Origin of the sequence: Sanguibacter sp. A247, from assembly GCF_052324925.1 — a bacterium.
Classification (GTDB): domain Bacteria; phylum Actinomycetota; class Actinomycetes; order Actinomycetales; family Cellulomonadaceae; genus Flavimobilis.
Genome location: NZ_JBQPRE010000002.1, coordinates 106,564 through 128,328, shown reverse-complemented (window position 1 = coordinate 128,328; position 21,765 = coordinate 106,564). Strand labels below are relative to the sequence as shown.

Annotated in this window: 15 protein-coding genes, 1 tRNA gene and 1 pseudogene; 7 read left to right on the top strand and 10 right to left on the bottom strand. The window is 71.4% G+C overall.

Annotated features, from left to right (window positions below; genetic code table 11):
- Positions 1-222: 222 nt before the first annotated feature.
- A complete protein-coding gene (locus ACTVCO_RS04720; RefSeq protein WP_443727262.1) occupies positions 223-1,566 on the top strand; it encodes a bifunctional o-acetylhomoserine/o-acetylserine sulfhydrylase in 1,344 nt (447 codons plus the stop codon).
- On the top strand, positions 1,566-3,005 hold the full coding sequence (gene metX / locus ACTVCO_RS04715) for a homoserine O-acetyltransferase MetX (protein ID WP_443727261.1): 1,440 nt from the start codon (positions 1,566-1,568) through the stop codon (positions 3,003-3,005). The genes ACTVCO_RS04720 and metX overlap by 1 nt, the downstream gene beginning before the upstream one ends.
- Before the next feature lie 531 nt (positions 3,006-3,536).
- Here the strand turns inward: metX and ACTVCO_RS04710 are convergent.
- The 3 genes and pseudogenes from ACTVCO_RS04710 to ACTVCO_RS04700 all read right to left on the bottom strand — a co-directional run.
- A pseudogene (locus ACTVCO_RS04710) lies at positions 3,537-3,694 on the bottom strand (IS3 family transposase); the annotation flags it as partial.
- A gap of 294 nt (positions 3,695-3,988) precedes the next feature.
- Positions 3,989-4,759: a hypothetical protein gene (locus ACTVCO_RS04705; RefSeq protein ID WP_443727260.1), complete on the bottom strand. Its 771-nt coding sequence runs from the start codon at positions 4,757-4,759 to the stop codon at positions 3,989-3,991.
- A gap of 231 nt (positions 4,760-4,990) precedes the next feature.
- On the bottom strand, positions 4,991-6,064 hold the full coding sequence (locus tag ACTVCO_RS04700; RefSeq protein ID WP_443727259.1) for a hypothetical protein: 1,074 nt from the start codon (positions 6,062-6,064) through the stop codon (positions 4,991-4,993).
- A gap of 60 nt (positions 6,065-6,124) precedes the next feature.
- Between ACTVCO_RS04700 and ACTVCO_RS04695 the strand changes: the two genes are divergently transcribed.
- The 3 genes from ACTVCO_RS04695 (at position 6,125) to ACTVCO_RS04685 (ending at position 9,026) form a co-directional block, all read left to right on the top strand.
- Entirely contained in the window at positions 6,125-6,856 is a 732-nt protein-coding gene (locus ACTVCO_RS04695; RefSeq protein ID WP_443727258.1) for a maleylpyruvate isomerase N-terminal domain-containing protein, read from the top strand.
- 185 nt (positions 6,857-7,041) lie between these two features.
- Positions 7,042-7,998 carry a zinc-binding dehydrogenase gene (locus ACTVCO_RS04690; protein ID WP_443727257.1) on the top strand — a complete coding sequence of 319 codons (957 nt, stop codon included), beginning with the start codon at positions 7,042-7,044 and terminating at the stop codon, positions 7,996-7,998.
- A gap of 62 nt (positions 7,999-8,060) precedes the next feature.
- Positions 8,061-9,026, top strand: coding sequence for an alpha/beta hydrolase (locus ACTVCO_RS04685; protein ID WP_443727900.1), 966 nt, complete (start codon positions 8,061-8,063; stop codon positions 9,024-9,026).
- Between the two features lie 590 nt (positions 9,027-9,616).
- Here ACTVCO_RS04685 and ACTVCO_RS04680 read toward each other — a convergent pair.
- The 3 genes from ACTVCO_RS04680 to ACTVCO_RS04670 all read right to left on the bottom strand — a co-directional run bounded on the left by ACTVCO_RS04680 (position 9,617) and on the right by ACTVCO_RS04670 (position 15,250).
- The gene (locus ACTVCO_RS04680) at positions 9,617-11,602 is read right to left on the bottom strand and encodes a hypothetical protein (protein WP_443727256.1); all 1,986 of its coding nucleotides are present in this window, start codon (positions 11,600-11,602) and stop codon (positions 9,617-9,619) included.
- An 82-nt stretch (positions 11,603-11,684) separates the two neighbouring features.
- On the bottom strand, positions 11,685-14,666 hold the full coding sequence (locus ACTVCO_RS04675; RefSeq protein WP_443727255.1) for an FAD-binding and (Fe-S)-binding domain-containing protein: 2,982 nt from the start codon (positions 14,664-14,666) through the stop codon (positions 11,685-11,687).
- A 146-nt stretch (positions 14,667-14,812) separates the two neighbouring features.
- Positions 14,813-15,250, bottom strand: a complete 438-nt coding sequence (locus ACTVCO_RS04670; RefSeq protein ID WP_443727254.1) for an OsmC family peroxiredoxin — start codon at positions 15,248-15,250, stop codon at positions 14,813-14,815.
- A 182-nt stretch (positions 15,251-15,432) separates the two neighbouring features.
- Between ACTVCO_RS04670 and ACTVCO_RS04665 the strand changes: the two genes are divergently transcribed.
- Both ACTVCO_RS04665 and ACTVCO_RS04660 read left to right on the top strand, forming a co-directional pair.
- Positions 15,433-15,954: a DUF3806 domain-containing protein gene (locus tag ACTVCO_RS04665; RefSeq protein ID WP_443727253.1), complete on the top strand. Its 522-nt coding sequence runs from the start codon at positions 15,433-15,435 to the stop codon at positions 15,952-15,954.
- Between the two features lie 155 nt (positions 15,955-16,109).
- A complete protein-coding gene (locus ACTVCO_RS04660; RefSeq protein WP_443727252.1) occupies positions 16,110-17,027 on the top strand; it encodes a universal stress protein in 918 nt (305 codons plus the stop codon).
- A 43-nt stretch (positions 17,028-17,070) separates the two neighbouring features.
- Here ACTVCO_RS04660 and ACTVCO_RS04655 read toward each other — a convergent pair whose 3' ends face one another.
- From ACTVCO_RS04655 to ACTVCO_RS04640, 4 genes are all read right to left on the bottom strand, one after another.
- A complete protein-coding gene (locus ACTVCO_RS04655) occupies positions 17,071-18,294 on the bottom strand; it encodes an MFS transporter (protein WP_443727251.1) in 1,224 nt (407 codons plus the stop codon).
- Positions 18,295-18,445: 151 nt separating this feature from the next.
- Positions 18,446-18,518, bottom strand: a tRNA-Thr gene (locus tag ACTVCO_RS04650).
- Between the two features lie 94 nt (positions 18,519-18,612).
- Positions 18,613-20,247 (bottom strand): alpha/beta hydrolase, encoded by a 1,635-nt coding sequence (locus ACTVCO_RS04645; protein WP_443727250.1) that lies wholly within the window; start codon positions 20,245-20,247, stop codon positions 18,613-18,615.
- A gap of 85 nt (positions 20,248-20,332) precedes the next feature.
- The gene (locus ACTVCO_RS04640) at positions 20,333-21,760 is read right to left on the bottom strand and encodes an MFS transporter (RefSeq protein WP_443727249.1); all 1,428 of its coding nucleotides are present in this window, start codon (positions 21,758-21,760) and stop codon (positions 20,333-20,335) included.
- Between the last annotated feature and the right edge of the window lie 5 nt (positions 21,761-21,765).

The following is a 21,765-nucleotide window of genomic DNA, read 5'->3' as shown; positions in this document are numbered from 1 at the left end:
CGCCCCCTAGAGTGGCGCCCATGACCCGTCGAATGTGTCGCTGACACCACCGCACTCCCACCCGGCCACGGCCGGACCCAAGTGCGGACACGCCCCTTGGGCGATGACGGGACCGCACCCGCCCGTGCAGCGACACTGATTCGACGAGTCGCGCCACGGCACCAGGACACCGTCAGTCGCCCGCCCCGCAGGCAGACCCGACCACTTCCCCTGGAGCCACTCATGAGCAATGCAGCCTGGTCCTTCGAGACCCGCCAGATCCACGCTGGCCAGACGCCCGACCCGACCACGGGCGCCCGCGCCCTGCCGATCTACCAGACGACGTCGTTCGTCTTCCCCGACGCAGAGACGGCCGCCGCGCGCTTCGCGCTCGCCGACCTCGGCCCCATCTACACGCGTCTGGGCAACCCGACGACGGGCGCCGTCGAGGACCGCATCGCCTCGCTCGAAGGCGGTGTCGGCGCCCTCCTGCTCGCCTCCGGCCAGGCCGCGACCACGTTCTCGATCCTCAACCTCGCAGGCGCGGGCGACCACATCGTCGCAAGCCCCTCGCTGTACGGCGGCACCTACAACCTGCTCGGCCACACGCTGCGCAAGCTCGGCATCGAGGTCACCTGGGTCAGCAACCCGCACGACCCCGCCGAGTGGCGCACGGCCGCGCGGGACAACACCAAGGCCTTCTTCGCCGAGTCGATCCCCAACCCGCGCTCCGACGTCCTCGACATCCGCGCCGTCGCCGACGTCGCGCACGAGGTCGGCGTCCCGCTCATCGTCGACAACACCATCGCGACGCCCTACCTCCTGCGTCCCTTCGAGCACGGCGCCGACATCGTCGTCCACGCCGCGACGAAGTTCCTCGGCGGCCACGGCACGTCGATCGGCGGCGTCATCGTCGACGGCGGAACCTTCGACTTCGGCCAGGACCCCGCACGCTTCCCCGACTTCAACGAGCCCGACGTCACCTACAACGGTCTCGTCTACGCCCGCGACCTCGGCAAGGACGGCCTCTTCGGCGTCAACCTCTCCTACATCCTCAAGGCACGCGTCCAGCTGCTGCGCGACGTCGGCGCGTCGATCAGCCCGTTCAACGCGTTCCTCATCGCGCAGGGCATCGAGACGCTCTCGCTGCGCATCGAGCGGCACGTCGCCAACGCCGAGAAGGTCGCGGCGTTCCTCGAGGCGCAGGACGGTGTGACGACCGTCCACTACGCGGGCCTCGCGTCGAGCCCGTGGAACGCGACCGCGCAGAAGTACCTGCCGCGCGGCGCGGGCGCCGTCCTCGCGTTCGAGCTCGACGGCGACGCCGAGGTCGGCAAGGCGTTCGTCGACGCGCTCGAGCTCCACTCGAACCTCGCGAACATCGGCGACGTCCGCTCGCTCGTCATCCACCCCGCCTCGACGACGCACGCGCAGCTCTCACCCGAGGAGCAGGCGCTCTCGGGCGTCACGCCCGGCCTCGTGCGCCTCTCGGTGGGGCTCGAGCACATCGACGACATCCTCGCCGACCTCGGCCGCGGCTTCGCGGCCGTCGCCGCGCTGCGCGCGGGCGCCGAGGCGACCGTCTGATGTGTACCGACGCGGCGCCGACGAGCGACGGCCAGGCCGGCACCGGGGCTCCCCCGGACGGCACGGCCGTGCTGCGCGGCGCCGCGTCGGCTCCCTCGGCGGGCGGCGCGCCCGTCTCGACGGGCGGCACGCCCGCCGAGGTCTTCGCCGCGTCCGACCCGGCGCCTGCGCCCGGGCAGGTCGATGATGGTGCCGTGACGACGACGCCCGCGCCCCGCCCCCGGCGGCTCGCCCCGCCGTTCGCGGGCGCAACCCCGCGGCCGGGGACGGACGTCCCCGTCGCGCCGTCGGTCCCTCCCGGGCCGAGCGGCGCGTGGCGCGCCGGCGACGACGTCGGCAACCGGCAGTTCTGCGACGTCGGCACGCTCGAGCTCGAGTCCGGGCTCGACCTCCCGGACGTCACGGTCGCGTACGAGACGTGGGGCACGCTCGCCCCCGACGGCTCCAACGCCGTCCTCGTCCTCCACGCACTCACGGGCGACGCGCACGTCACGGGCGACGCGGGGCCGGGCCACCCGACGCCCGGCTGGTGGTCGCAGATGATCGGGCCCGGCGCCCCGATCGACACCGAACGCTACTTCGTCGTCGCCCCCAACGTCGTCGGCGGCTGCCAGGGCTCGACGGGCCCCGCGTCGCCCGCGCCCGACGGGCGCCCGTGGGGCTCGCGCTTCCCGCACCTCACGGTGCGGGACCAGGTGGCCGCGGAGGTCGCGCTCGCGCACGCGCTCGGCGTCACGCGGTGGCACTTCGTCGTCGGCGGGTCCATGGGCGGGCTGCGCGCCCTCGAGTGGGCGATCTGCGGCCCAGAGGCCGGGATCGACGTTGAGGCGATCGGCGTCATCGCGTCCGGCGCCCAGACGACGGGCGACCAGATCGCGTGGGCGCACCCGCAGATCGCGGCGATCCTCGCCGACCCGCACTTCCACGGTGGCGACTACTACGACGCGCTCGACGGCGTCGGCCCGCACGTCGGCCTCGGTATCGCCCGGCAGGTCGCGCACGCGACGTACCGCTCCGCGACCGAGCTCGACCGACGCTTCGGCCGCATCCCCCAACACGCCGAGGACCCGCTGCGCGGCGGCCGCTACGCGATCCAGTCCTACCTCGACCACCACGCGCACAAGCTCGCGAGCCGCTTCGACGCGAACTCCTACCTCGTCCTCACCCAGTCGATGCTCACGCACGACCTCGGCCGCGACCGCGGCGGCGTCGAGTCGGCGCTCGCGTCGATCACCGCCAAGGCCCTCGTCGTCGCCGTCGACTCCGACCGGCTCTTCCAGCCCGTCGAGTCCGAACGCATCACACGCAACGTGCCCGGCGCGTGGCCGCTGCAGGTGCTGCGCTCCGAGCACGGGCACGACGGGTTCCTCATCGAGTTCGACCAGCTCGGCCCCGTCGTGCGCCACTTCCTCAAGCGCCTCGTCACCCGCCGGGGCTGAGGGGCTCCGGACACAGTGCGGGGCCTGAGGGCCGTGCTTCTACGTGCTCGAGCCGCCGCCACGGCCAGCGACGGAGAAGGAGCGGGTCACCCGTGGGGGACGCACCGGCCGGCCGCGGGGCGTTGGAGGCTCTGGCAGAAGTGCGCGTGAAGTCGGTTCGGGCAGCAGCGCGGCGTGACAGCCCGTGGACTGCAGGCCCAGATCAAGCTGTAGCTGAGCGTCGTCGACGATCAACCCGTCGGCCTCCTCAAGGAACATCGCCAGCGTCACCTCGTCGTGGGCTGAGCCCACATGCCGCACGATCCGGCGTTGGCCCTGCACGGACTCCACGATCTGCACGGCCGTCGCACCCGACGCCGTCCGCACTCGCCGAACCCACACCATCCCCGGAGAATACTTAGTGCCTCAACCGAGGCACGAATCCACAGAGACGCGAGCATCACCGCAGGTCAACGAGCCGCACTCTCGCGCCTGTGGAGTACGTGACCCAAGTCAGGTCTGGACTGGCAGGCGAGGTTGAGGACCCGCCCGCGTCACCGCCACGGGAATCCCGTCGGCGGCGAGTTCGCTAGCGAGCGAGTAGGTCATCTTCCCGGGAGGTGGGCCTGGGCGAAGTAGGCCGCCGCCCTACGCAGGACCTCGTTCTCCTGCTTCAGTAGCTTCACGCGGCGTCCTAGCTCGCGTGCTTCCAGGGCGTCGGAGGCGACGCGTACGACGCCACCCGAGGAACTCGCGGGGATAGCGCTCGGACATGGGGACAACCTCTCAGCGTTGCCGACGGCGCCACAGATCAGGTGCTACCTGCTCGTGCAGTAGTCCCCACCGCCCCCTGTCCGACGAAGCCCGCCCGTCCGGGGAGCCGATGTCCGTCGACCTCACGGAGAGGGTGGACGCGTCGTCGTGTGGGCATATCGCGCCTCGCACGCGTCGACACGTCCGCAACACGTTTGTCTACGAAGAACCGACTAGTGAACTAGGTGTACTCACTCTTCTCCGTGCTCGCCGAGCAGGCGGCTTGCGAGATCATCACCAAGCTCCGAGCCCCTTTCCCATAGAACAAGGGACTCGCGTACTAAGCCTCTCTCCTCAAGGAAAATGCCAAGATTTGTCATGGCGTATACATCGCCACGTGCGACCGCATCGCGCAGAGTCCTTTCAGCATCTGAGTCCCGACCATCCTGCTCGTATAGATCAGCGAGAGTTACTGCAACATCTAGATGTCCTTGGGCGGCGTGGCGCTCAAGTAGTTCGACACCCTCATCGATACTAATCCGCGGATCCTGCACGTACTCAACGGCCGCTTCCCAACTTGCTTCTCGGCCCTCGCAAATCACGGTCCAGGCCCGTTCTTCCTCGCCGAGCCTCCTGAGAACCCGTGCAAGTCGCAATGAGGCTTCGGGCATCGATATTGCGTGCGAGTACAGCTCGCGCGCTTCTCGGAGCCTATCCATCCGTTCGAGCAGTTGTCCAGCTGCGAACGCTCCCTTAATGTCCCCGCGCGCACGCGCTTCGAGATGCATCGCCAGAGCCATTTCGAGCCTCCCCATATCTTCGTACAGGTAGCCAAGATTCAGACATGCGTCGTCGACGCCGAGACGAATCGCCTCCAGATAGAAGACTTCAGCAGCAGCCTCCCGAGTCATGGACTTAATGTCATTCGCGATATTGAAGAGCAAGTAGGCTTCCTTCGGCGCAAGAAGCCGTACCGAACGCTCAAGGTCGACCCGACCAGGCTCGCCGTAGAAATCAGACACTCAAACCCTCCCGGTGGATTTCTGCAATGGGGACGCTCATGCCAGCCGTGGTCGCTTGTTCGGGTTCTCGAATCGACGTCCGCCACCGTGCTCCTGCGCCCCGCTGTGCTTTTCTTTTCCGGATTTGCTCTTGCCGGTACGATGTCCGATTCTATCTGCGTTCTTGGCGAACGCCCAGCATTTTTCACCACCGCCTTGATCGAAGACTTCTTCAAGAATGGAGAAGCGCTCTTAGCGAAGCCCTTCCTCGCGGGAAAAGTGGCGCGTCTTCGTGAGGACGGCGCCGACCAGGGCCACGACAACCGCCGCCGCGGCCGCGAGCCCGCCGGCCATGAGGAGCCCCGGCAGCCCATCGGCAAGCATCGCGGCGACCCGGTCCGTGACGAGCGCGAGCACCCCGTCGCCCGGCAGCGCGAGCCACGTGACTGCCTCGCCCGCCACGACGCGCGCACCAGCGACGAGCCCGAGCGTCACGACGAGCACCGCGCCACCGCACGCCGCGAGCACCAGCCACCGCCGCCGCGCCGCCAGGACCGCGCCGACCAGGCCCACGACCGCGGCCCACGGTGCGAGGCGCCCCCAGAGGCCGACGACGCCGAGCGACTCACGGGCACGGTCGAGGCTCACCGACGTCACGACCGGCACGCGCACGTCGAGGTCGCGCAGCGCGTCCGGCACGGGCATGCGCAGCGCGTCGAGCCGCTCGACGACCCCGGCGAGCGCCGGCGCATCACGCAACGCGTCCGGCACGGGGAGCCGCAGGTCGTCAAGCTCGGCGACGACCGCGTCCGACAGCGTCCTGAGGTCGAGCACGACCGTACCGTCGGGGTCGACGCCCACCGCGGGCCGGTGCGCGTCGGAGACGTCGGGGCTCGTCAGCGTCCAGCGCACGCCCGTGTGCGCGGCCCGCTGGGCCGCGTCCCACGCGGTCGCGAACGCTGCGGTACCGACCGCGTGCCGGGCCGCGGCGACGACGCCGTCGCGCAGGCGCTCGCCGCCGGCGGCGACCGCGTCGTCGACGAGGTCCGCGACGCCGGGCACGCTCGCGAGCGGACCGAGCACCGACGTCACCGCGTCGCGCACCGCCCGGCCCGCGTCGACCTGCTCGAGCAGCCGCGTCGCGACCTCGTCCGCGAGACGCTCCTGGACGAGCGGGTCGCGCGCGAGCGGCGCGACGTATTCGACGTACGCGTCCGTGTCGTCGATCGCGCCGTGAACCCAGCGCGCGACGGGAGCGGTCGGCACCGCGACGGCGACAACGAGCACGCACACCACGACGACGATGCCCCGCACCCACCTGGCCATGTCGCGCACGCTACCGCGCTCCGCCCTGCACGCGCGCGCACGGGCGGGCACGATGGGGTCATGACAGCGACGTTCGACGACCTCACGACCGCCCTCGTCCGCCAGTGGCAGCGGCTCGAACGCTGGCTCGCACCGCTCGGCGACGACCTCCTCGGCACGGCGGCACAACCGAGCGCCCTGCCCGGCTGGACGCGCGGCGAGCTCGTCAGCCACCTGGGCCGCTGCATGGGCGCGCTCACCGCGGCCGTCCCCCAACCCGCGGGAACGCGGCCCGCGACGCTCTCGGAGTACCTCGCGAGCTACCCCGGCACGGCCGAGCAGATCACTGAGACGACGCGCGAGCTCGACGCCCACATCGCGGACGACCGGCTCGCCGAGGTGTCGCGGCTCGTCGAGGAGGCGTTCGCGCACCTGCGCACGCTCGGCGACGACGACGAGCTCGTCGTCCTCGGCCGCCGCGCGCCCCTGCGACTGCACGACCTCATCGTCACGCGCCTCGTCGAGCTCGTCGTCCACGCGGACGACGTCGCGCGCTCGTTCGCGGACGTCGCCGCGACCCGCGGCGCGGACGACCCCGTCGACCCAGGGGCGCTCACACTCGTCGCCGACGCCCTGTGCGGCATCGTCCGTGCCCGCGGCGGCTGGACCCTCGAGGTCAGCGACGCACGCCTGTGGGTGCGGCTCGCGGCAGGCCGCGCGCCCTACGACGTCGACGAGCTCGCCGTCGCGCTGCGCACACCCTTCACCGCCGACTCGGTGCCCGACCTCGGGAACGTCCTGCCGCTCCTGTAGCCGACACCTCCGCGGTTACGGCCAGAATGTGAAGATGTCGATGATCCACTCGACGAACCTGCCGCGCTGCCCCGGGCGTCGCTCACCCCGTCCCCGACGCCGTCCGCTGCGATTCACCATGCGGGCATGGTAGCCGCGCACCCCGCAGGCTGCCCCGCGCGACCGGAGGTCGGTATCGTGGCGTCATGCTGGCCGCCTACGTCGCCTCGACCTCGTCCACCGACCCCTTCGCGGGCCTTGTCGTCGGGGAACGCCCCGCCCCCGAGCAGCGCGACCACTGGACGACCATCGACGTCGCGGCCGCCTCCCTCAACCATCACGACCTGTGGTCACTGCGGGGCATCGGCCTGCCCGACGCGCTCCTGCCGATGATCCTCGGAACCGACGCCGCCGGAACGACGCCCGACGGTCGTCGCGTGCTCGTGCACGGGGTCATCGGCGCCGACGGCCATGGCGTGGGCCCTGCGGAACGGCGTTCGCTCCTGTCCGAGCGCTACCCCGGGACGCTCGCCGAGCAGGTCGCGGTCCCGACCGCGAACCTCATCGACGTGCCCGACGGCCTCGACCTCACGATCGCCGCGTGCCTGCCGACATCGTGGCTCACCGCGTACACGATGCTGTTCCGCGCGTGCGCGCTGCAGCCCGGGCACTCGGTCCTCGTGCAGGGGGCAGGAGGCGGGGTCGCCTCAGCCGCGATCGTCCTCGGCGTCGCGGCAGGCCTCGAAGTGTTCGCCACAAGCCGCAGCGAGGCCAAGCGGGCGCGTGCGACAGCCCTCGGCGCCGTTGCCGTCGAGCCCGGCGCTCGCCTGCCACGACGCGTCGACGGCGTCGTCGAGACCGTCGGGCGTGCAACGTGGCGCCACTCGGTGTCGTCCGTCCGACCAGGCGGGACCGTGGCCGTAGCCGGCGCGACGACGGGAGACCCCGAGGCGGCCGAGCTCACACGCATCTTCTTCCAGGAGATCCGCGTCCAGGGCGTCACCATGGGCGCACGCGACGACCTCACCTCATTGGCAGCACTGGTCGCACGGACGGGAATCGAACCGCCCATCGCCGACACCATGCCGCTTGCCGACGCCGCACGAGGGCTACGGGCGCTCGACGCGGGCGAACACTTCGGCAAGATCGTCCTGCGCACATGAGCGGAGATCGCCCGGGCGAGCGGTTTGCCCTCGACGACCTCACCCCGCCCAGGCCCGTCGGCATGCCCGCAGGATGGGCGGTCGACGTCCTCGGCGACGATTTTCGCTCGCTCACGATCCCCCTCCCCGATGACGACGAGGGGGACGTCGTCGCGACCCTCGTCCGACACGACCCCGGACTCGTCGGCGTCCGTCCTGCCCGCGCCGTCCTCTATCTGCACGGCTGGTCCGACTACTTCTTCCAGACCGGCCTCGCAGAATTCTGGACCGCACAAGGCGTCGCGTTCTACGCCCTCGACCTGCGCAAGTACGGGCGCTCGCTCCGTGAGCACCAGACGCCGGGCTACGTCGAGCACCTCTCGACCTACGACGAAGACATCGAGGCAGCGCTCGACGTCATTCACACCGAGCTGGGCCCGCACTGCGCCATCCTGCTCACCGCGCACTCGACGGGCGGGCTCGTCGCCGCACTGTGGGCGGCCCGCAACCCGGGCCAGATCACCGGGCTCGCGCTCAACTCACCCTGGCTCGAGCTGCAGGGTTCGTCGATTGCCCGCACGGTCTCCACCCCCGCGGTCGCCCAGATCGCGCGGTTCCACCCGCGCTCGCCGCTTCCCAACATCGACCCCGGCTTCTACGCCCGTGTCGTCGACGCACACTCGGGCGGAGCATGGACCACCGACCCGCGCTGGCGCCCCAACCCCTCGTTCCCTGTGCGCGCCGGGTGGTTGCGCGCAATTCTCGCAGGTCACGCGATCGTGGCCGCGGGCCTGTCGATCGACGTCCCCGTCCTCGTGTGCCTCTCAGCACGCACACACATCAACCCGCGCTGGAGCGAAGACATGCGCGGGGCCGACATCGTCCTCGACGTCGAGACGATCGCGCGACGCGTATCGTCACTTGGCCCGACCGTCACTCTCGTGAGGATCCCCGGCGGCATCCACGACCTCACGCTGTCGCCGCCCGAGCCCCGCGCGCGCTACTACACCCAGGTCATGCGCTGGTCGCTCGCCTACGGCTGGGGCTAGGCGAGCGCATCGACAGCGCGAGCCAGCTGATTGCGCGCACGCACCCCACAGGGGTGCCAGCGCGCAAGGTACTCGCTGAGCGACGGCGCGGGTCGCGCGTCGGGCGTCGGGCGTCGGCCGTCGGGCGTCGGGCGTCGGGCGTCGGGCCAGCGCCCTCCCACGCGCGAGCGGGTTGCGCGCACGCACCCCACAGGGGTGCCTACGCGCAAGGATCTCGCTGAGCACGCGGGCTGGTTGCGTGCACGCACCCCATCGGGGTGCCAGCGCGCAAGGTACTCGCTGAGCGAGGGCGCGGGTCGCGCGTCGGACGACGCGCGTTGGGCGACCCGTGCGGGCCGACGCCCTCGCACGCGCGAACTGGTTGCGCGCACGCACCCCATCGGGGTGCCTACGCGCAAGGAGCTCGCTGAGCACGCGGGCTGGTTGCGTGCGCGCACCCCTTGGGGGTGCCTGCGCGCAAAGAACCCGCTGAGTGCGCAGGGAAATCGTTCGGGACGACGGCGCGGGGCGGGCAACGCAGAGCGTTAGCTCAGTGATCGCATCTCGCGGACCAGCGGGAACCAGCGGGAACCAGCGGGAACCGGCGGCGATCAGCGGCACTCGGCGAGGGTCGGGCCCGTCGAGTCGCCCAAACGCCACATGCGCCAGCCGTCGACACCGGACGCACCGACTGCGGCGCACGCCGCCAAATCGGCCGACCAGAAGCACTGGCCGTCAGCAAGCTCGACGACCCCGTCGGTGTGGAGCGTCGCGTGAATCGTCTCTCCCCGCCGGTGGCGCAACCAGACGAGCGGCGCCGGGCCATCGAGCCGTGACGCGAGCGATGCCAGCGCCGGGTCGCGCGGACCCCGCGGTGCCGACGCGTGACGGGCGGGCTCAAGGTCCGTCCGGGCGTAGCCTGCCGACTGCTGCGGCACGTGGCCCGCCGACTGCTGCGGGGCGTAGTCGGACGCCTGCTGCGGGGCGTAGCCCGCTGCCTGCTGCGGCACGTGGCCCGCCGACTGCTGCGGCGCGTGGCCTGCCGCCTGCTGCGGCACGTAACCCGCCGCCTGCTGCGGCACGTAACCCGCTGCCTGCTGCGGCACGTAACCTGCCGACTGCTGCGGCGAGTACGGTGCCGCCTGGCGCGGCTCGTACGGGGCAGCCTGCGTCACGGGCTTCGCGTAGCCGGGCTCGGCGTACGTCGGCTCGGCGTACGTCGGCTCCGCGTACGTCGGCTCGGCGTACGTCGGCTCACCGGACGTCGGCTCCGCGTAGACGGGCTCCGCGTACGTCGGCTCCGCATACGTCGGCTCCGCGTAGACGGGCTCCGGCTCAGCAAGCGCCGGGGCGTCGTCGATCACCGCAGAACCTGCCGGCGCCGGGTCCGCGTAGGCCATCGCAGCAGCGAAGGAGCGCGAGGAGTCGCGCAGCGAGCTGAGATCGTTCGGGTTGGTGTCGATCGAGACCTCTTCGACAGACGCGAGCCGAGCCCGGTAGCGCGCCCCGGCATAGCCGGCCGGGTGCGCGGTCGCGCCTGTCGTCTCGGGTGCACCCAGCGGTTGGTACGGCCGCGGGTGAGCCGTGGCCTGCGTCGGCGCCTGCGTCACCTCGATCGCGGTCCGCGCCGGATTGACCGGCTCGTGCTGCGGGGTCGGCATGGGCTGCGGGGTCGGCATGGGCTGCGGGGTCGGCATGGGCTGCGGCCTCGACGGCGGCGTGTTGTCGGCGGGTCGGTGCTGCACACCACGCGCGGGTGCCTGCGGATGCGATGCGTCAGCGGACCGCTCCCCAGCCTCGGCGCGGGCTGCCGGACGCGACCCGTGCATCGTCGCGCTCGCCGGCAGGTGCTCGTAGGGCCCGGGCTCAGGACCGCCCGGGTTCGTCACGACGGGCAGCGCCTGGGTCGAGACCATCGCAGCGAGCCTGCGCTTCTCCGCCTCATGGTCGACGGACGACTGCGTGTCGACGACCGACGTGCGCGTCACCCGGGGCGCAGGGTCCGCGCTCGGCTCGAGCCCTCGCGGGCCGCGTCCGCCGAGGCCCAGGGGCGAGACGTCAAGGACGCGTCGGCCATCGGTTCCGCGCAGCACCCCGACGCGCAGGACCTCGACGCGACTTCCGGGCTGGCGCAGGAACTCGAGCGCGTCAAGGGCGTCGAGCGCAACCGCAGCGCACACGACGATGAGCCGTGCGCCGCCGGGACGACGCTCCCCACCCACGACCTCGGGAACGGACGTGAAGAGCTGCGCGCGGTCACTCACGAACGACTGCGGGCCACCGTGGTAGCGCTGGGCGAGCTCCGCGTCTCCGAGGCGCGAGGCGTGCCCAGCACGGACGATCGCCGACGCAAGCGTCGCAGCGTCGAGGTTCGTGACGATCTCAGTGACGACGACACCACCGAAGCCGTCGAGCGAGAGAAGGAACGGCTCGTCGTACCCTGCGCGTCCGCGCGCGACCGTGAGGAGTCGCTCGCCGAGGAGCGCGCCTAGGCGCTGCTCGATGATCTGCTCCACCTGTGCACCGATGCCGCCCGGAGCGGGCTCCATCGCCTGCACTGCGACCGCCTTGTCGGCGTCAAGCTCGAAGATCGCCACGTCGACCCCTGCCTCTCCCTGTGAGCGCGTGCGCTACCACGCGCGGGGCCAGCCTAGGCCCTCGGCGCGCCGCGCGCAGCCCTTACGGTTTGACCGGCAGATGCCGCGCGAGAAGTTCCGCGAGCGCCACACCGTCCGTGCCCCGCAGGTGGTCCGCCTGGGTACGGCACGAGAAGCCGTCGGCCACGTAGATATCGCCGTCGTTCATCGCGTCGAGCGCCGGGATCAGCTGCTGCTCGGCGACCTTGACCGAGACGTCGAAGTGGCCCTTCTGCATCCCGAAGTTCCCGGCTAGACCGCAGCAGCCCGAAAGCTCAGTCACGGTCGCGCCCGCAGCCTTGAGCAGCGCCCGGTCGGCCTCGAAGCCCATGACCGAGTAGTGGTGGCAGTGCGGCTGCACGACAGCCGTGACGTCCGAGAGGTCGGGCAGCGTCCACACCGCCGGGTCAGGCCCGACGGGCGCCGGGGAGGTGAGCAGCTCGGCCAGGGTCGTCGTCGCGCGTGCGACTGCGTGCGCGCGCGGGTCGTCGGGCAACAGCTCGAGCAGGTCGGACCGCAGGACCGCGGTGCACGACGGCTCAAGCCCGACGATGGGCACACCGTTGACCCCGAACGGCCCCAGGACGTCGAGCAGGCCCTCGAGCCGACGCCTCGCACCATCAAGCTGACCGGTCGAGATCCACGTGAGCCCGCAGCAGGCCTCCTGGTCCGGGACGATGACGTCGTAGCCGGCCGCGACCAGCACCTCGACCGCGGCGGTCGGCACCTGCGGCGCCATCGTGTCCGAGAACGTGTCGGTCCACAGGACAACCTTGGTGCGTCCGCGCACGCCCGGCGTGAGCGGCGTCCCGTCGCGTGCTCCCAGCACGCCCGTCGTCGGCGTCGCCGCAGCCGATGACGTCACCGGCAGCCCGCCACGGCGCCACACGCGACGGAACGGCTTCGACGAGAACGTCACCATCTTGGGCCGCGCCGTATCCATGCCGCCGACCGCAAGAATGAGCTTCGCGAGCGGTCGCACCCTGAACACGGCGTTCGCGAGAGCTGCCAGCCCAGGGACCGCCGTGACGAGCCGCGCCCACCGCGGCAGCCAGCCGAGCGAGTAGTGATCGATCGGCCGCAGCCGCCCCGAGTACGAGCGGTGCAGCACCTCAGACTTGAGCATCGCCATGTCGACGCCCGCGGGGCAGTCCTTCGAGCAGGCCTTGCACGACAGGCACAGGTCGAGCGCTCCGTGGACCTCGGGCGAACGCCAGCCACCCTCGACGAGCCGGCCGTTGAGCATCTCTTGGAGCGTGCGCGCACGTCCCCGGGTCACATCGTTCTCGTCGCGCGTCGCCTGGTACGACGGGCACATGAAACCAGCGCCCGACGACGAGTTGTCGGCACGACACTTGCCGACGCCGGTGCACCGGTGCACGGCCTTGGTGATGTCGCCGTCGTCGTGCGTGAACGCGAACCCCGTGCCCTTCTTGCCCGGGCGCGCGACGACCTCGTGCCGCGCCGCAGGGCGGCGCAGGTCAGCGTCGAGCGGAGCCGGACGCACGACGACCCCCGGATTGAGCATGTCCCGCGGGTCGAAAAGCGCCTTGAACCGCTCGAAGAGGTCGATCGCCCCCTCGGAGTACATGAGCGGCAGCAGCTCGCTACGAGCCCGGCCGTCCCCGTGCTCGCCCGAGAGCGAACCGCCATGCTTCGCGACGAGCGTCGCCGAGTCGACGATGAACCGCCGGAACACCGCCGCATCGTGCTCGAGCGGCAGGTCGATGCGCACGTGGATGCAGCCATCACCGAAGTGTCCGAACGCCATGCCCTCGACGCCGTAGGACTCCATGAGCGCGTCGAACTCGCGCAGGTACGCGCCCAGGCGCGCAGGCGGGACCGCGGCGTCCTCCCAGCCGGGCCACGCCTGGCTCCCCGACGGGGTGCGCCCGCCCAGGCCTGCACCATCAGCGCGGATGCGCCACATCGCGGTCGCCTCAGGACCAGGCGGCAGGACGACGGCCGCGCTCGTCGACGCCGCCGACGCGATACGGCGGGCCTTCTCGAGAGCGTCGTCGAGGCCATCTCCCGCGACCTCGACCATGAGCCAGCCCGCGCCCTGGGGAAGCGGCGGAACCGAGGCCGCGCCCTTGACGCGCCGCACGACGTCGACGAGGCGGGCGTCGAGGCCCTCGATCGCCAGGGGGTCGAGAGCGAGCAGCGCGGGCACGTCGTCCGCGGCCGTTGGCATGTCCGGGTAGCCGAGGACGACGAGCACGGGCGCGGCCGCCTGCTCGACGAGCCGCACCGTCGCACCGAGCACCGTGACGACGGTGCCCTCCGTCCCCACGAGCGCCTTTGCGAGATCCCGGCCGTTCTCAGGCAGCAGGTGCTCGAGGGAGTACCCCGAGACCTGACGGCCGAAGCGACCGAACTCCGTGCGGATGAGCGCCATCTCGGCGGTGACGAGCTCGTCGAGGCCCGGGGTGACGGCGAGCGCACCCGCTCCGGCACCGGCTGTGAAGCGGCGACCGAGGCCGTCGACGACGTCGAGCTCGATCGTGTTGTCGGCCGTCCGTCCGTACGCGACCGCGTGCGGGCCGCACGCGTTGTTGCCGATCATGCCGCCGAGCGTCGCTCGGTTCTGCGTCGAGGGGTCGGGTCCGAACCGGAGCCCGTGGGGCGCCGCAGCCTGCTGCAGGCTCGACATGACGACACCCGGGTCGACGCGCGCCGTGCGGGCCTCGGGGTCGATCTCATGGATGCGGTGCAGGTGGCGGGAGAAGTCGAGGACGACGCCCGGGCCGACCGCATTGCCCGCGACCGACGTGCCGGCCCCGCGCGCCGTCACGGGAGCGCCAGCCTCCCGCGCGACCTCGAGCGCGGCGAGCACGTCCTCGGTGCTGCGCGGGATGACGACGACCTGCGGCGGGACACGGTAGTTCGAGGCGTCCGTCGAATACTGCGCGCGGCGCGAGGTCGACGCGTCGACCTCTCCCGCGACAGCGGCGCTCAGCGCCGCAACGAGGTCGGAGACCTCGGACGTACGGGGGGCGGGCAGAGTTTCGGGTGCGCTCGACACGGTGGAATCCTCCCACGACCTGGACACGCGTGTCCGGACCTCGGACCTAGCGGACGGTCAGACCACCGCCGCAGACCGGCCGCTCGCGCACGTGCGCGAGCGACCGGGCGGGCGCGCCGCCCTCAGGCGGCGCGGGCGAACGAGCCTCAGGCGAGCGATGCCGCGAGAGTGATCGTCGTGCCCGCAAGGGCCTTGCTCACGGGGCAGGTCGCCTTTGCCTCCTCAGCGATCTCGACGAACCGAGCCTCGTCGATGCCGTCGACCTCGCCCTCGACCGCGACGCGGATCGCGGGGATGCGGAAGCCACCTGCGGGATCGGGGCCAAGGTCGACCTCGACACTCACGTGCAGCGCCTGCGGCTCGTGCCCCGCAGCGCCGAGGAGCGCGGAGAGCTGCATCGCATAGCAGGACGAGTGCGCGGCCGCGATGAGCTCCTCAGGGCTCGTCGCGCCGCCTGCGGACTCGGCCGACCGGGTCGGGAACGACACGGTGTACGTACCGACCCCCGAGCTCGACAGCTCGACTTGGCCGGAGCCCTTCTCGAACGAGCCGTTCCAGGCAGTACGTGCGGTACGGGTAGGCATAGGGACCTCCGAAAGCTCAGGGCGTGCTGACACTTCGAACCTAGCCCCGACCACCGACAAGGTCGATGGCACGGCCGAGATATCCCGCACGACGGACCTCACCTGCGCTCACGGCGCACATCATCCCGAGCAACGACGCCACTCACCTCATGCCGGGGCCCTGCGCTGCCGATAAGGAGGGCATGACGGCCAACGGCGAGCGCACTCCTGGACACGACATCCGTCGTGTCACGGACGGCACGCTCACGCTCGCCGATCCCAACCCGTTCCAGCTCGTCTGGATGGAAGAGCTTCGCGAGTTCCTGCGCGTGCCCGGAGTCGACCTCACCGTCGCCGACCGCGTCGAGCAGCTCTTCGTCGACTGGTGCTGCCGCTGGCACGCGACCGCGCCCGACGAGCGTTGGGACCCGATGCCGTCGCTCACCGCACTCGGTGTCGTCGTCGGCGACCTCGTCCGCACCGCCCGCCCCGACCTGCGCTGGCGCGTCGTCGCTGACTGCAACCCGACGACCCTCGTCCTCGCGGACGCCCAGGACCGCGCCGTCGCGAGCCCCATCACCGACATCGCCACCTGGTGGATGGCCCGCGAGCTCGCCGGCATCACCGTGCTCCTCGCGCGGCTCGCCATGGCGGCGCCCCCTGTGGCCTCACCGCGCGCACGGTTCGCGATGACGTCCCGCGCCTCCTCGCGCGCCATCGCCTAACCCCGCCGCAGCTGCAGACCCGCACCGACGATGCGGGCTCCCGCGCTGCGCCCGTGCGAGGACCTTCGGCCATTGCCGCCCCGCACCGCCTGCGCGAGGATGGAGGGACCGACGAGGACGTCGCACCGCCACGACGTCAGAAGGTGGTGAGAACGATGACCGACCGCAGAATCGTTGTCGGGGTCGATGGCTCCCCCAGTTCCGCCCACGCGCTCGACTGGGCCATCCACGATGCCCGCAGCGACGGGGCCCACCTCCAGATCGTGCTCGTGTGGGACACGACGTGGCTCGACACCACACCCATCGGGCCCATCGCCGTGCTCGAGGCAGCAGACCACTACGAGTCCATCGCCCGTGGCGCGCGCGAACGCCTCGACCTGCTCATCTCTCAAGCCGACGTCTCAGGGATCGACGTGACGAGCGAAGAGATCCGAGGAACCGTCGTCCCGACGATCCTCGACCGGGCGGAAGGCGCCGATCGCATCGTCGTCGGGCGCCGCGGCCTCGGCCGGCTCGGGCGACTTTTCATGGGATCCGTCTCGGCCGGGATCGTGCGGCAGGCGCGCATTCCCGTGACGATCGTCCCCGACGCCGAGCACGCGGCCTCGCTGCTCGAGCACGCCGCGAGCGAGCACGAGATCGACGAGACGCCGCGCGTCGTCGTGGGGGTCGACGGCTCCGACGCGTCGGTCGCCGCACTCCGCCACGGCGCGGCGCTCGCCCTGCGTCACAACCTGCCCGTGCACGCTGTGGCGTGCTGGCAGGTGACGACGACCGGACCGCTGCCCAACCAGTTCGGGTGGGCCCCGCCGGTCGAGGACTACATCCAGCACACCGAGGACCTGCTCGCGCGCGCGATCGATCATGCACACCTTGACCTGCCCGACGGACGCCTCGTCCCGGTCGTCGAGCGTGCCGCGCCCGCCCGCGGGTTGCTGCGAGCCGCTGCCGGAGCGCAGCACCTCGTGCTCGGCTCGCGCGGACTGGGCGGGTTCGAACGGCTGCTCCTGGGCTCGGTCTCGTCGCAGATGGTCGAGCACGCGCCCTGCCCCGTGACGGTCGTCCGGGCCTGAGGCCGTCGATCGTCGTTCCGTACACAGGACAGGTGCGGAACGGCTATCGACCGGCTGCTTGCGGGACCGGCTTGGCCGACGCGACCGTCAGCCCGGCGACGCCCATGACGACGACCAGCCCGAGCACCATGAGAAGCGGCGGCGTCCAGGACCCAGTCGCGTCGTGCACGAGCCCCAACGTCACCGGCCCCGCCGCTGCAAGGCAGTACCCCAGCCCCTGCACGAACGCCGACATGCGCCGCATGTTCGACGTCCCACCCGAGCGGCGCACCATCATCACCACGACGAGCGTGAAGAAGCCGCCCTGAGCGACACCCGCAGCCGCCATCCACGCGAGATAGCCGTGCGGAGCGATGAGCAGGCCGAGCGGCAGCACGAACCAGCACATGACCAACCCCGCGGCGACAGTCCGCAGGTGAAGACCGCGCGCCACGAGCGCGGGCGCACCCAGGCTCCCGGCGATCGCCATGAACTGGAACACCGAGGACGCCGCACCCGCGCGGTCGGTCGACAGCCCGATCGTGTCCGCCAGGATCGAGGGCAGCCACGTGCTCGAGCCGTAGTAGCTGAACGACTGCGCACCGAACGCCACGACAAGCAGCCACACGTCCCAGCGACGCCACGGAGGCAACAGAGCGATCGCTGCTGCCGCCGCGGCATCCGCCGCAGCCTGCGCATCGACGGCGCCTGCAGGCTCCGGACCGGCAGCGGACGCAGCCTCGCGAGCGGCCGCCTCACGCGCGCTCGCGTGCGCCGCCATCCGCGCCGTCGCGACCCGCCACAGCACCGCGGCGACGAGCACGAGAACGCCCCACGACACGAGCGCCCAGCGCCACCCGACGAGCGCCGCGAGCGGCGCCGTCCCCATCGTCGTCATGACCGACCCGATGTTGAGCGCAGACGTGTAGATCCCCGTGACGATCCCGACGCGCGACGGGAAGTCCCTCGCGACGATGACGGGGACCGCGACGTTACCGATCGTGATCGCCACACCGATGATGACGGTTCCGACGAGCGCGATCTCAAATCCGCCCGACGAGCGCACGATCGTCCCCAGAAGGACGAGTGCGAGGGAGACGAGCACCGCACGCTCGAGCGACGCCCGGCGCAGGTACGCAGCGACGAGCGGGGTCGCGGCGGCGAAGCACACGACCGGGATCGTCGACAGGAGGCCCGCGGTCCCGTGCGCGACGCCGAGGTCGTCGGCGAGTTCACGGATGACGGGCGCGACAGCCACGATGGGGCCGCGAAGGTTGAGCGCGTACACGATGATCGCGCACAGCAGGAGTCCAGACGCGCCGCCAACAGCGGTGCGGGCTCGGGTGGTGATGGTGACCTCCTCGGTCAGAGGCCGACGGCGAACCGAACGCCCTCGGGAACGACGGAGGCCCCCACCCAAGGGTGGGGGCCTCCAGACGAGCCGCCTGTGAGAATCGAACTCACGACCTTTTCATTACGAGTGAAACGCTCTGCCGACTGAGCTAAGGCGGCTTGGCTTGACATGCGCCGTGGCGCTCTCAAGCCTCGGCAACAATACCCAGTGACACGGGCCCACGCAAAATCCGTGGAGGTCGCCTGCGTCACGTCAGCAGACGAGCCCCTCTGCCGGGAGCGCGCCGTGGAGGAAGAAGTCGTCGACCGCCCCCTGGATGCACGAGTTCGACCGGCCGTACGCCGTGTGCCCCTCGCCTTCCCACGTGAGGAGCCTGCCCGAGTCGAGCGTCCGCGCAAGCGCCTCAGCGCTCTCGTACGGCGTCGCCGGGTCGCCCGTCGTACCGATGACGACGATCGGGGCGGCGCCCTTGGCAGAGATGTCGTAGTCGGTCTCGACGACCGGGGCCGGCCAGTCCGCACACACGAGGCCACCGAACGCGAAGGACTCCCCGAGCGTGGGCGCAGCGTCGAGGATCTTGAGCCGCTCAGCCTCCATCGTGGCGAGATCCGCCGATCCCCTCGAATCGAGGCAGCCCACCGCGCGGAACGCCGCGAAGCTGTTCGAGCCGAAGGTGCCGTCGGGCCGACGGTCGTTGTACATGTCAGCGAGCTGGAGCAGACCCGAGCCGTCCCCGTCGGCAAGGGCGCCCCTGAGAGCGCCCGTGAGGTACGGCCAGGAGTCGTCCGAGTACAGCGCGACGGCGATGCCATAGAACGCAAGATTGCGCGTGAGCGGGCGCTCGTCGTCCACCGTCGGCATCGGGTCAGCGAGCGCGCGCTCGGTGAGGTCATGAATCTGGCGCAGGCCTGAGTCGACGTCGCCCGTGAGCGGGCACTGCGGGCCCGCCTGGCAGTTCGTCACGTAGTTGCGCAGCGCGAGCTCGAAGCCCTTGGCCTGGCCGAGGCTCGCCTCGTCGCTCGTCTGGGTGATGTCGACCGCGCCGTCGAGCACAAGCCTGCCGACCTTGTCGGGGAACTGACCCGCGTAGGCCGCCCCGAGCTGCGTCCCGTAGGAGTAGCCGAGGTACTGGAGCTTCTCGTCACCCACGAGGACGCGCAGCAGATCCATGTCATGAGCAGCCGACGCCGTGTCGACGTTGGCGAGCAGCGCGCCCGTCCGCTCAAGGCAGCCGTCCGCAAACGTCTTTTGCTCCTTCGCGTACGACTTGCGCCCCTCAGCCGTCCGCAGGTCGTGGTCAGCCTGCGTCATCTCATCCAGCACCGGGTCGTCGACGCAGTCGACGGGCGTCGAGAGCCCCACCCCGCGCGGGTCGAAGCTCACGAGGTCGTAGACCTCGCGCACCTCGCGGCTCACGAGCCCGATCGCGGCGTCGATGAAGTCGATGCCCGAGCCGCCGGGACCACCCGGGTTGAGCAGGATCGAACCCACGCGGTCACCGCGTGCCGGCGCCTTCACGACCTCGAGCGCCGCCGAGCCAAGGGACGCGTCACGCCAGCTCACCGGGATCGACACGGTTGCGCACACGAGATCTCCGCCGCGGCACGAGCTCCACTCGAGGCCCTGCGTGTAGTACGGACGAAACGCCGGGTCGAGCCCGCTCGGCAACAGCTCGTCGAGGTTGGCCGGCGCCGTCGCCGCCGGCTTGGGGCCGCCGCCCCCGACGGGAGTCGCCTGCTTGCCCGCGACGCAACCCGAGACGACGAGCGCCACGGTGGCAGCGAGCGCCAGCGCGCGCGTGACGGCGCGCGTGCGCGACGAGCGCACCGCGTGCGAGGGAGCGGACATACGGGCAGGACGGACGAGCCGAGGGGGGAGCGAAGCCACGGGACCACCGTAGCGGGGACGACGGACGTTCCGCGTCCCTGCACGTCACCGAGGGTGGTCGAGAAGGACACGTGGCGGCACGGGGTCACGGGGTGGCTTGCGCCTCGGCGTCGGCGCGGAGGATGAGGCGGGTGGCGCACGCGCTCGCCACGACGACGACAGCCCCGCCGACGACGAACGGCAGCTGCAGGTCGACGCGCGCCACCCAGCCGCCCAGCAACGTCGCAACCGGCATGACACCCCAGTTGATCGCGCGCAGCAGCCCCGACACTCGACCGAGCATCCGCCCCGGCACGAGGATCTGACGCAGCGCACCCCAGGGCACGTTCCACAACGAGACGCCGGCCGCCCCCAGCGCGTACGACGCAAGCGCCGTCCACAGCGAGGGTGCAAGCCCGACGAGCAGCAGACCGACTCCCCCGACGAGCGTTCCGACGAGCAGCGTCGGCCCACGCCCGATGCGACGCACGACCACACCACCTGCCACAGCGCCGACGAGCGCACCCGCACCGACGACCGCGGTGAGAGCCCCGATCGAGGCCTCGCTCACCCCGAACGTGTCGAGAAACAGCAGAACACTCGTCGCCTGCGCGAACGCGAGCGCATTGCCGACAAGCACGGTGAGCAGCGTCATCGACCGCAGATAGCGGTGCCCGATGACGAAAGCCAGGGCGTCGCGGACATCGGCGAGCACGCTTGCACGGACGGGAACATCAGCGGCGACAGCGTCGGAGCCGTCGGGCGGCGCAGCGTCGGACACGACGGCGTCGGAGCCGTCGGCCGCAGCAGCGTCGGTGCCGTCGGGCGTGGCAGCGGGAGCGCCCGCGCGGGCGCCTGCGGCGACCGCGACCGGGAGCGCCAGGATGAGCAGCGCCGCGACGCCGAAGCCCACGGCGGTCGACCACAGCGGCACGACGATCGCGAGTGCGAACAGCCACGCGCCGAGGGGCGTCGCGACAAAGGTCTGCACGACGATCTCGCTCGCCTGCATGCGACCGTTGGCGCGGTCGAGACCGTGTCGTTCGACGTAGTCAGGCACGAGCGCGGTCGCCGCGTTGTCATAGACGGTCTCGCCGAGACCCCACACGAGCACGGCGACATACAGCCACCAGATCGTCACGATGCCTGTCGCGACGGCTAGCGCTAGTCCCGCCGCGGCGAGGACGCGTACGCCGTTCGCGGCCGCCATGGCGCGCCGCCGGTCGACGCGGTCGACGAGGACGCCCGCCGGGAGGCCGACGAGCAGCCACGGAAGGAACGCGAGCGCGCCGAGCACGGAGATCGCCAGCGGGTCGCGCGTCAGCTGGGTGCCGAGGAGCGGGATCGCGATGCGGCCGAGGCCGTCAGCGAGGTTGGACGCGATCGACGACGCCCATAGGCGGCCGAAGCCCGGCAGAAGGCCGGTCGTTGCGGCGGCGCTCGACGCTTGCGTGGTGACAGCCACGACAGCGTCCGACCCCAGCGCGTCGGGACCTGCCGCGGGCGGGGCGTCGGGCGTGAACGATGCACTCATCGCAG

Coding starts and splice junctions, on each gene's coding strand:
- ACTVCO_RS04720 (WP_443727262.1), top strand. CDS start 223: ATGAGCAATGCAGCCTGGTCCTTCGAGACCCGCCAGATCCACGCTGGC.
- metX (WP_443727261.1), top strand. CDS start 1,566: ATGTGTACCGACGCGGCGCCGACGAGCGACGGCCAGGCCGGCACCGGG.
- ACTVCO_RS04700 (WP_443727259.1), bottom strand. CDS start 6,064: ATGGCCAGGTGGGTGCGGGGCATCGTCGTCGTGGTGTGCGTGCTCGTT.
- ACTVCO_RS04695 (WP_443727258.1), top strand. CDS start 6,125: ATGACAGCGACGTTCGACGACCTCACGACCGCCCTCGTCCGCCAGTGG.
- ACTVCO_RS04690 (WP_443727257.1), top strand. CDS start 7,042: ATGCTGGCCGCCTACGTCGCCTCGACCTCGTCCACCGACCCCTTCGCG.
- ACTVCO_RS04685 (WP_443727900.1), top strand. CDS start 8,061: ATGCCCGCAGGATGGGCGGTCGACGTCCTCGGCGACGATTTTCGCTCG.
- ACTVCO_RS04670 (WP_443727254.1), bottom strand. CDS start 15,250: ATGCCTACCCGTACCGCACGTACTGCCTGGAACGGCTCGTTCGAGAAG.
- ACTVCO_RS04665 (WP_443727253.1), top strand. CDS start 15,433: ATGACGGCCAACGGCGAGCGCACTCCTGGACACGACATCCGTCGTGTC.
- ACTVCO_RS04660 (WP_443727252.1), top strand. CDS start 16,110: ATGACCGACCGCAGAATCGTTGTCGGGGTCGATGGCTCCCCCAGTTCC.
- ACTVCO_RS04640 (WP_443727249.1), bottom strand. CDS start 21,760: ATGAGTGCATCGTTCACGCCCGACGCCCCGCCCGCGGCAGGTCCCGAC.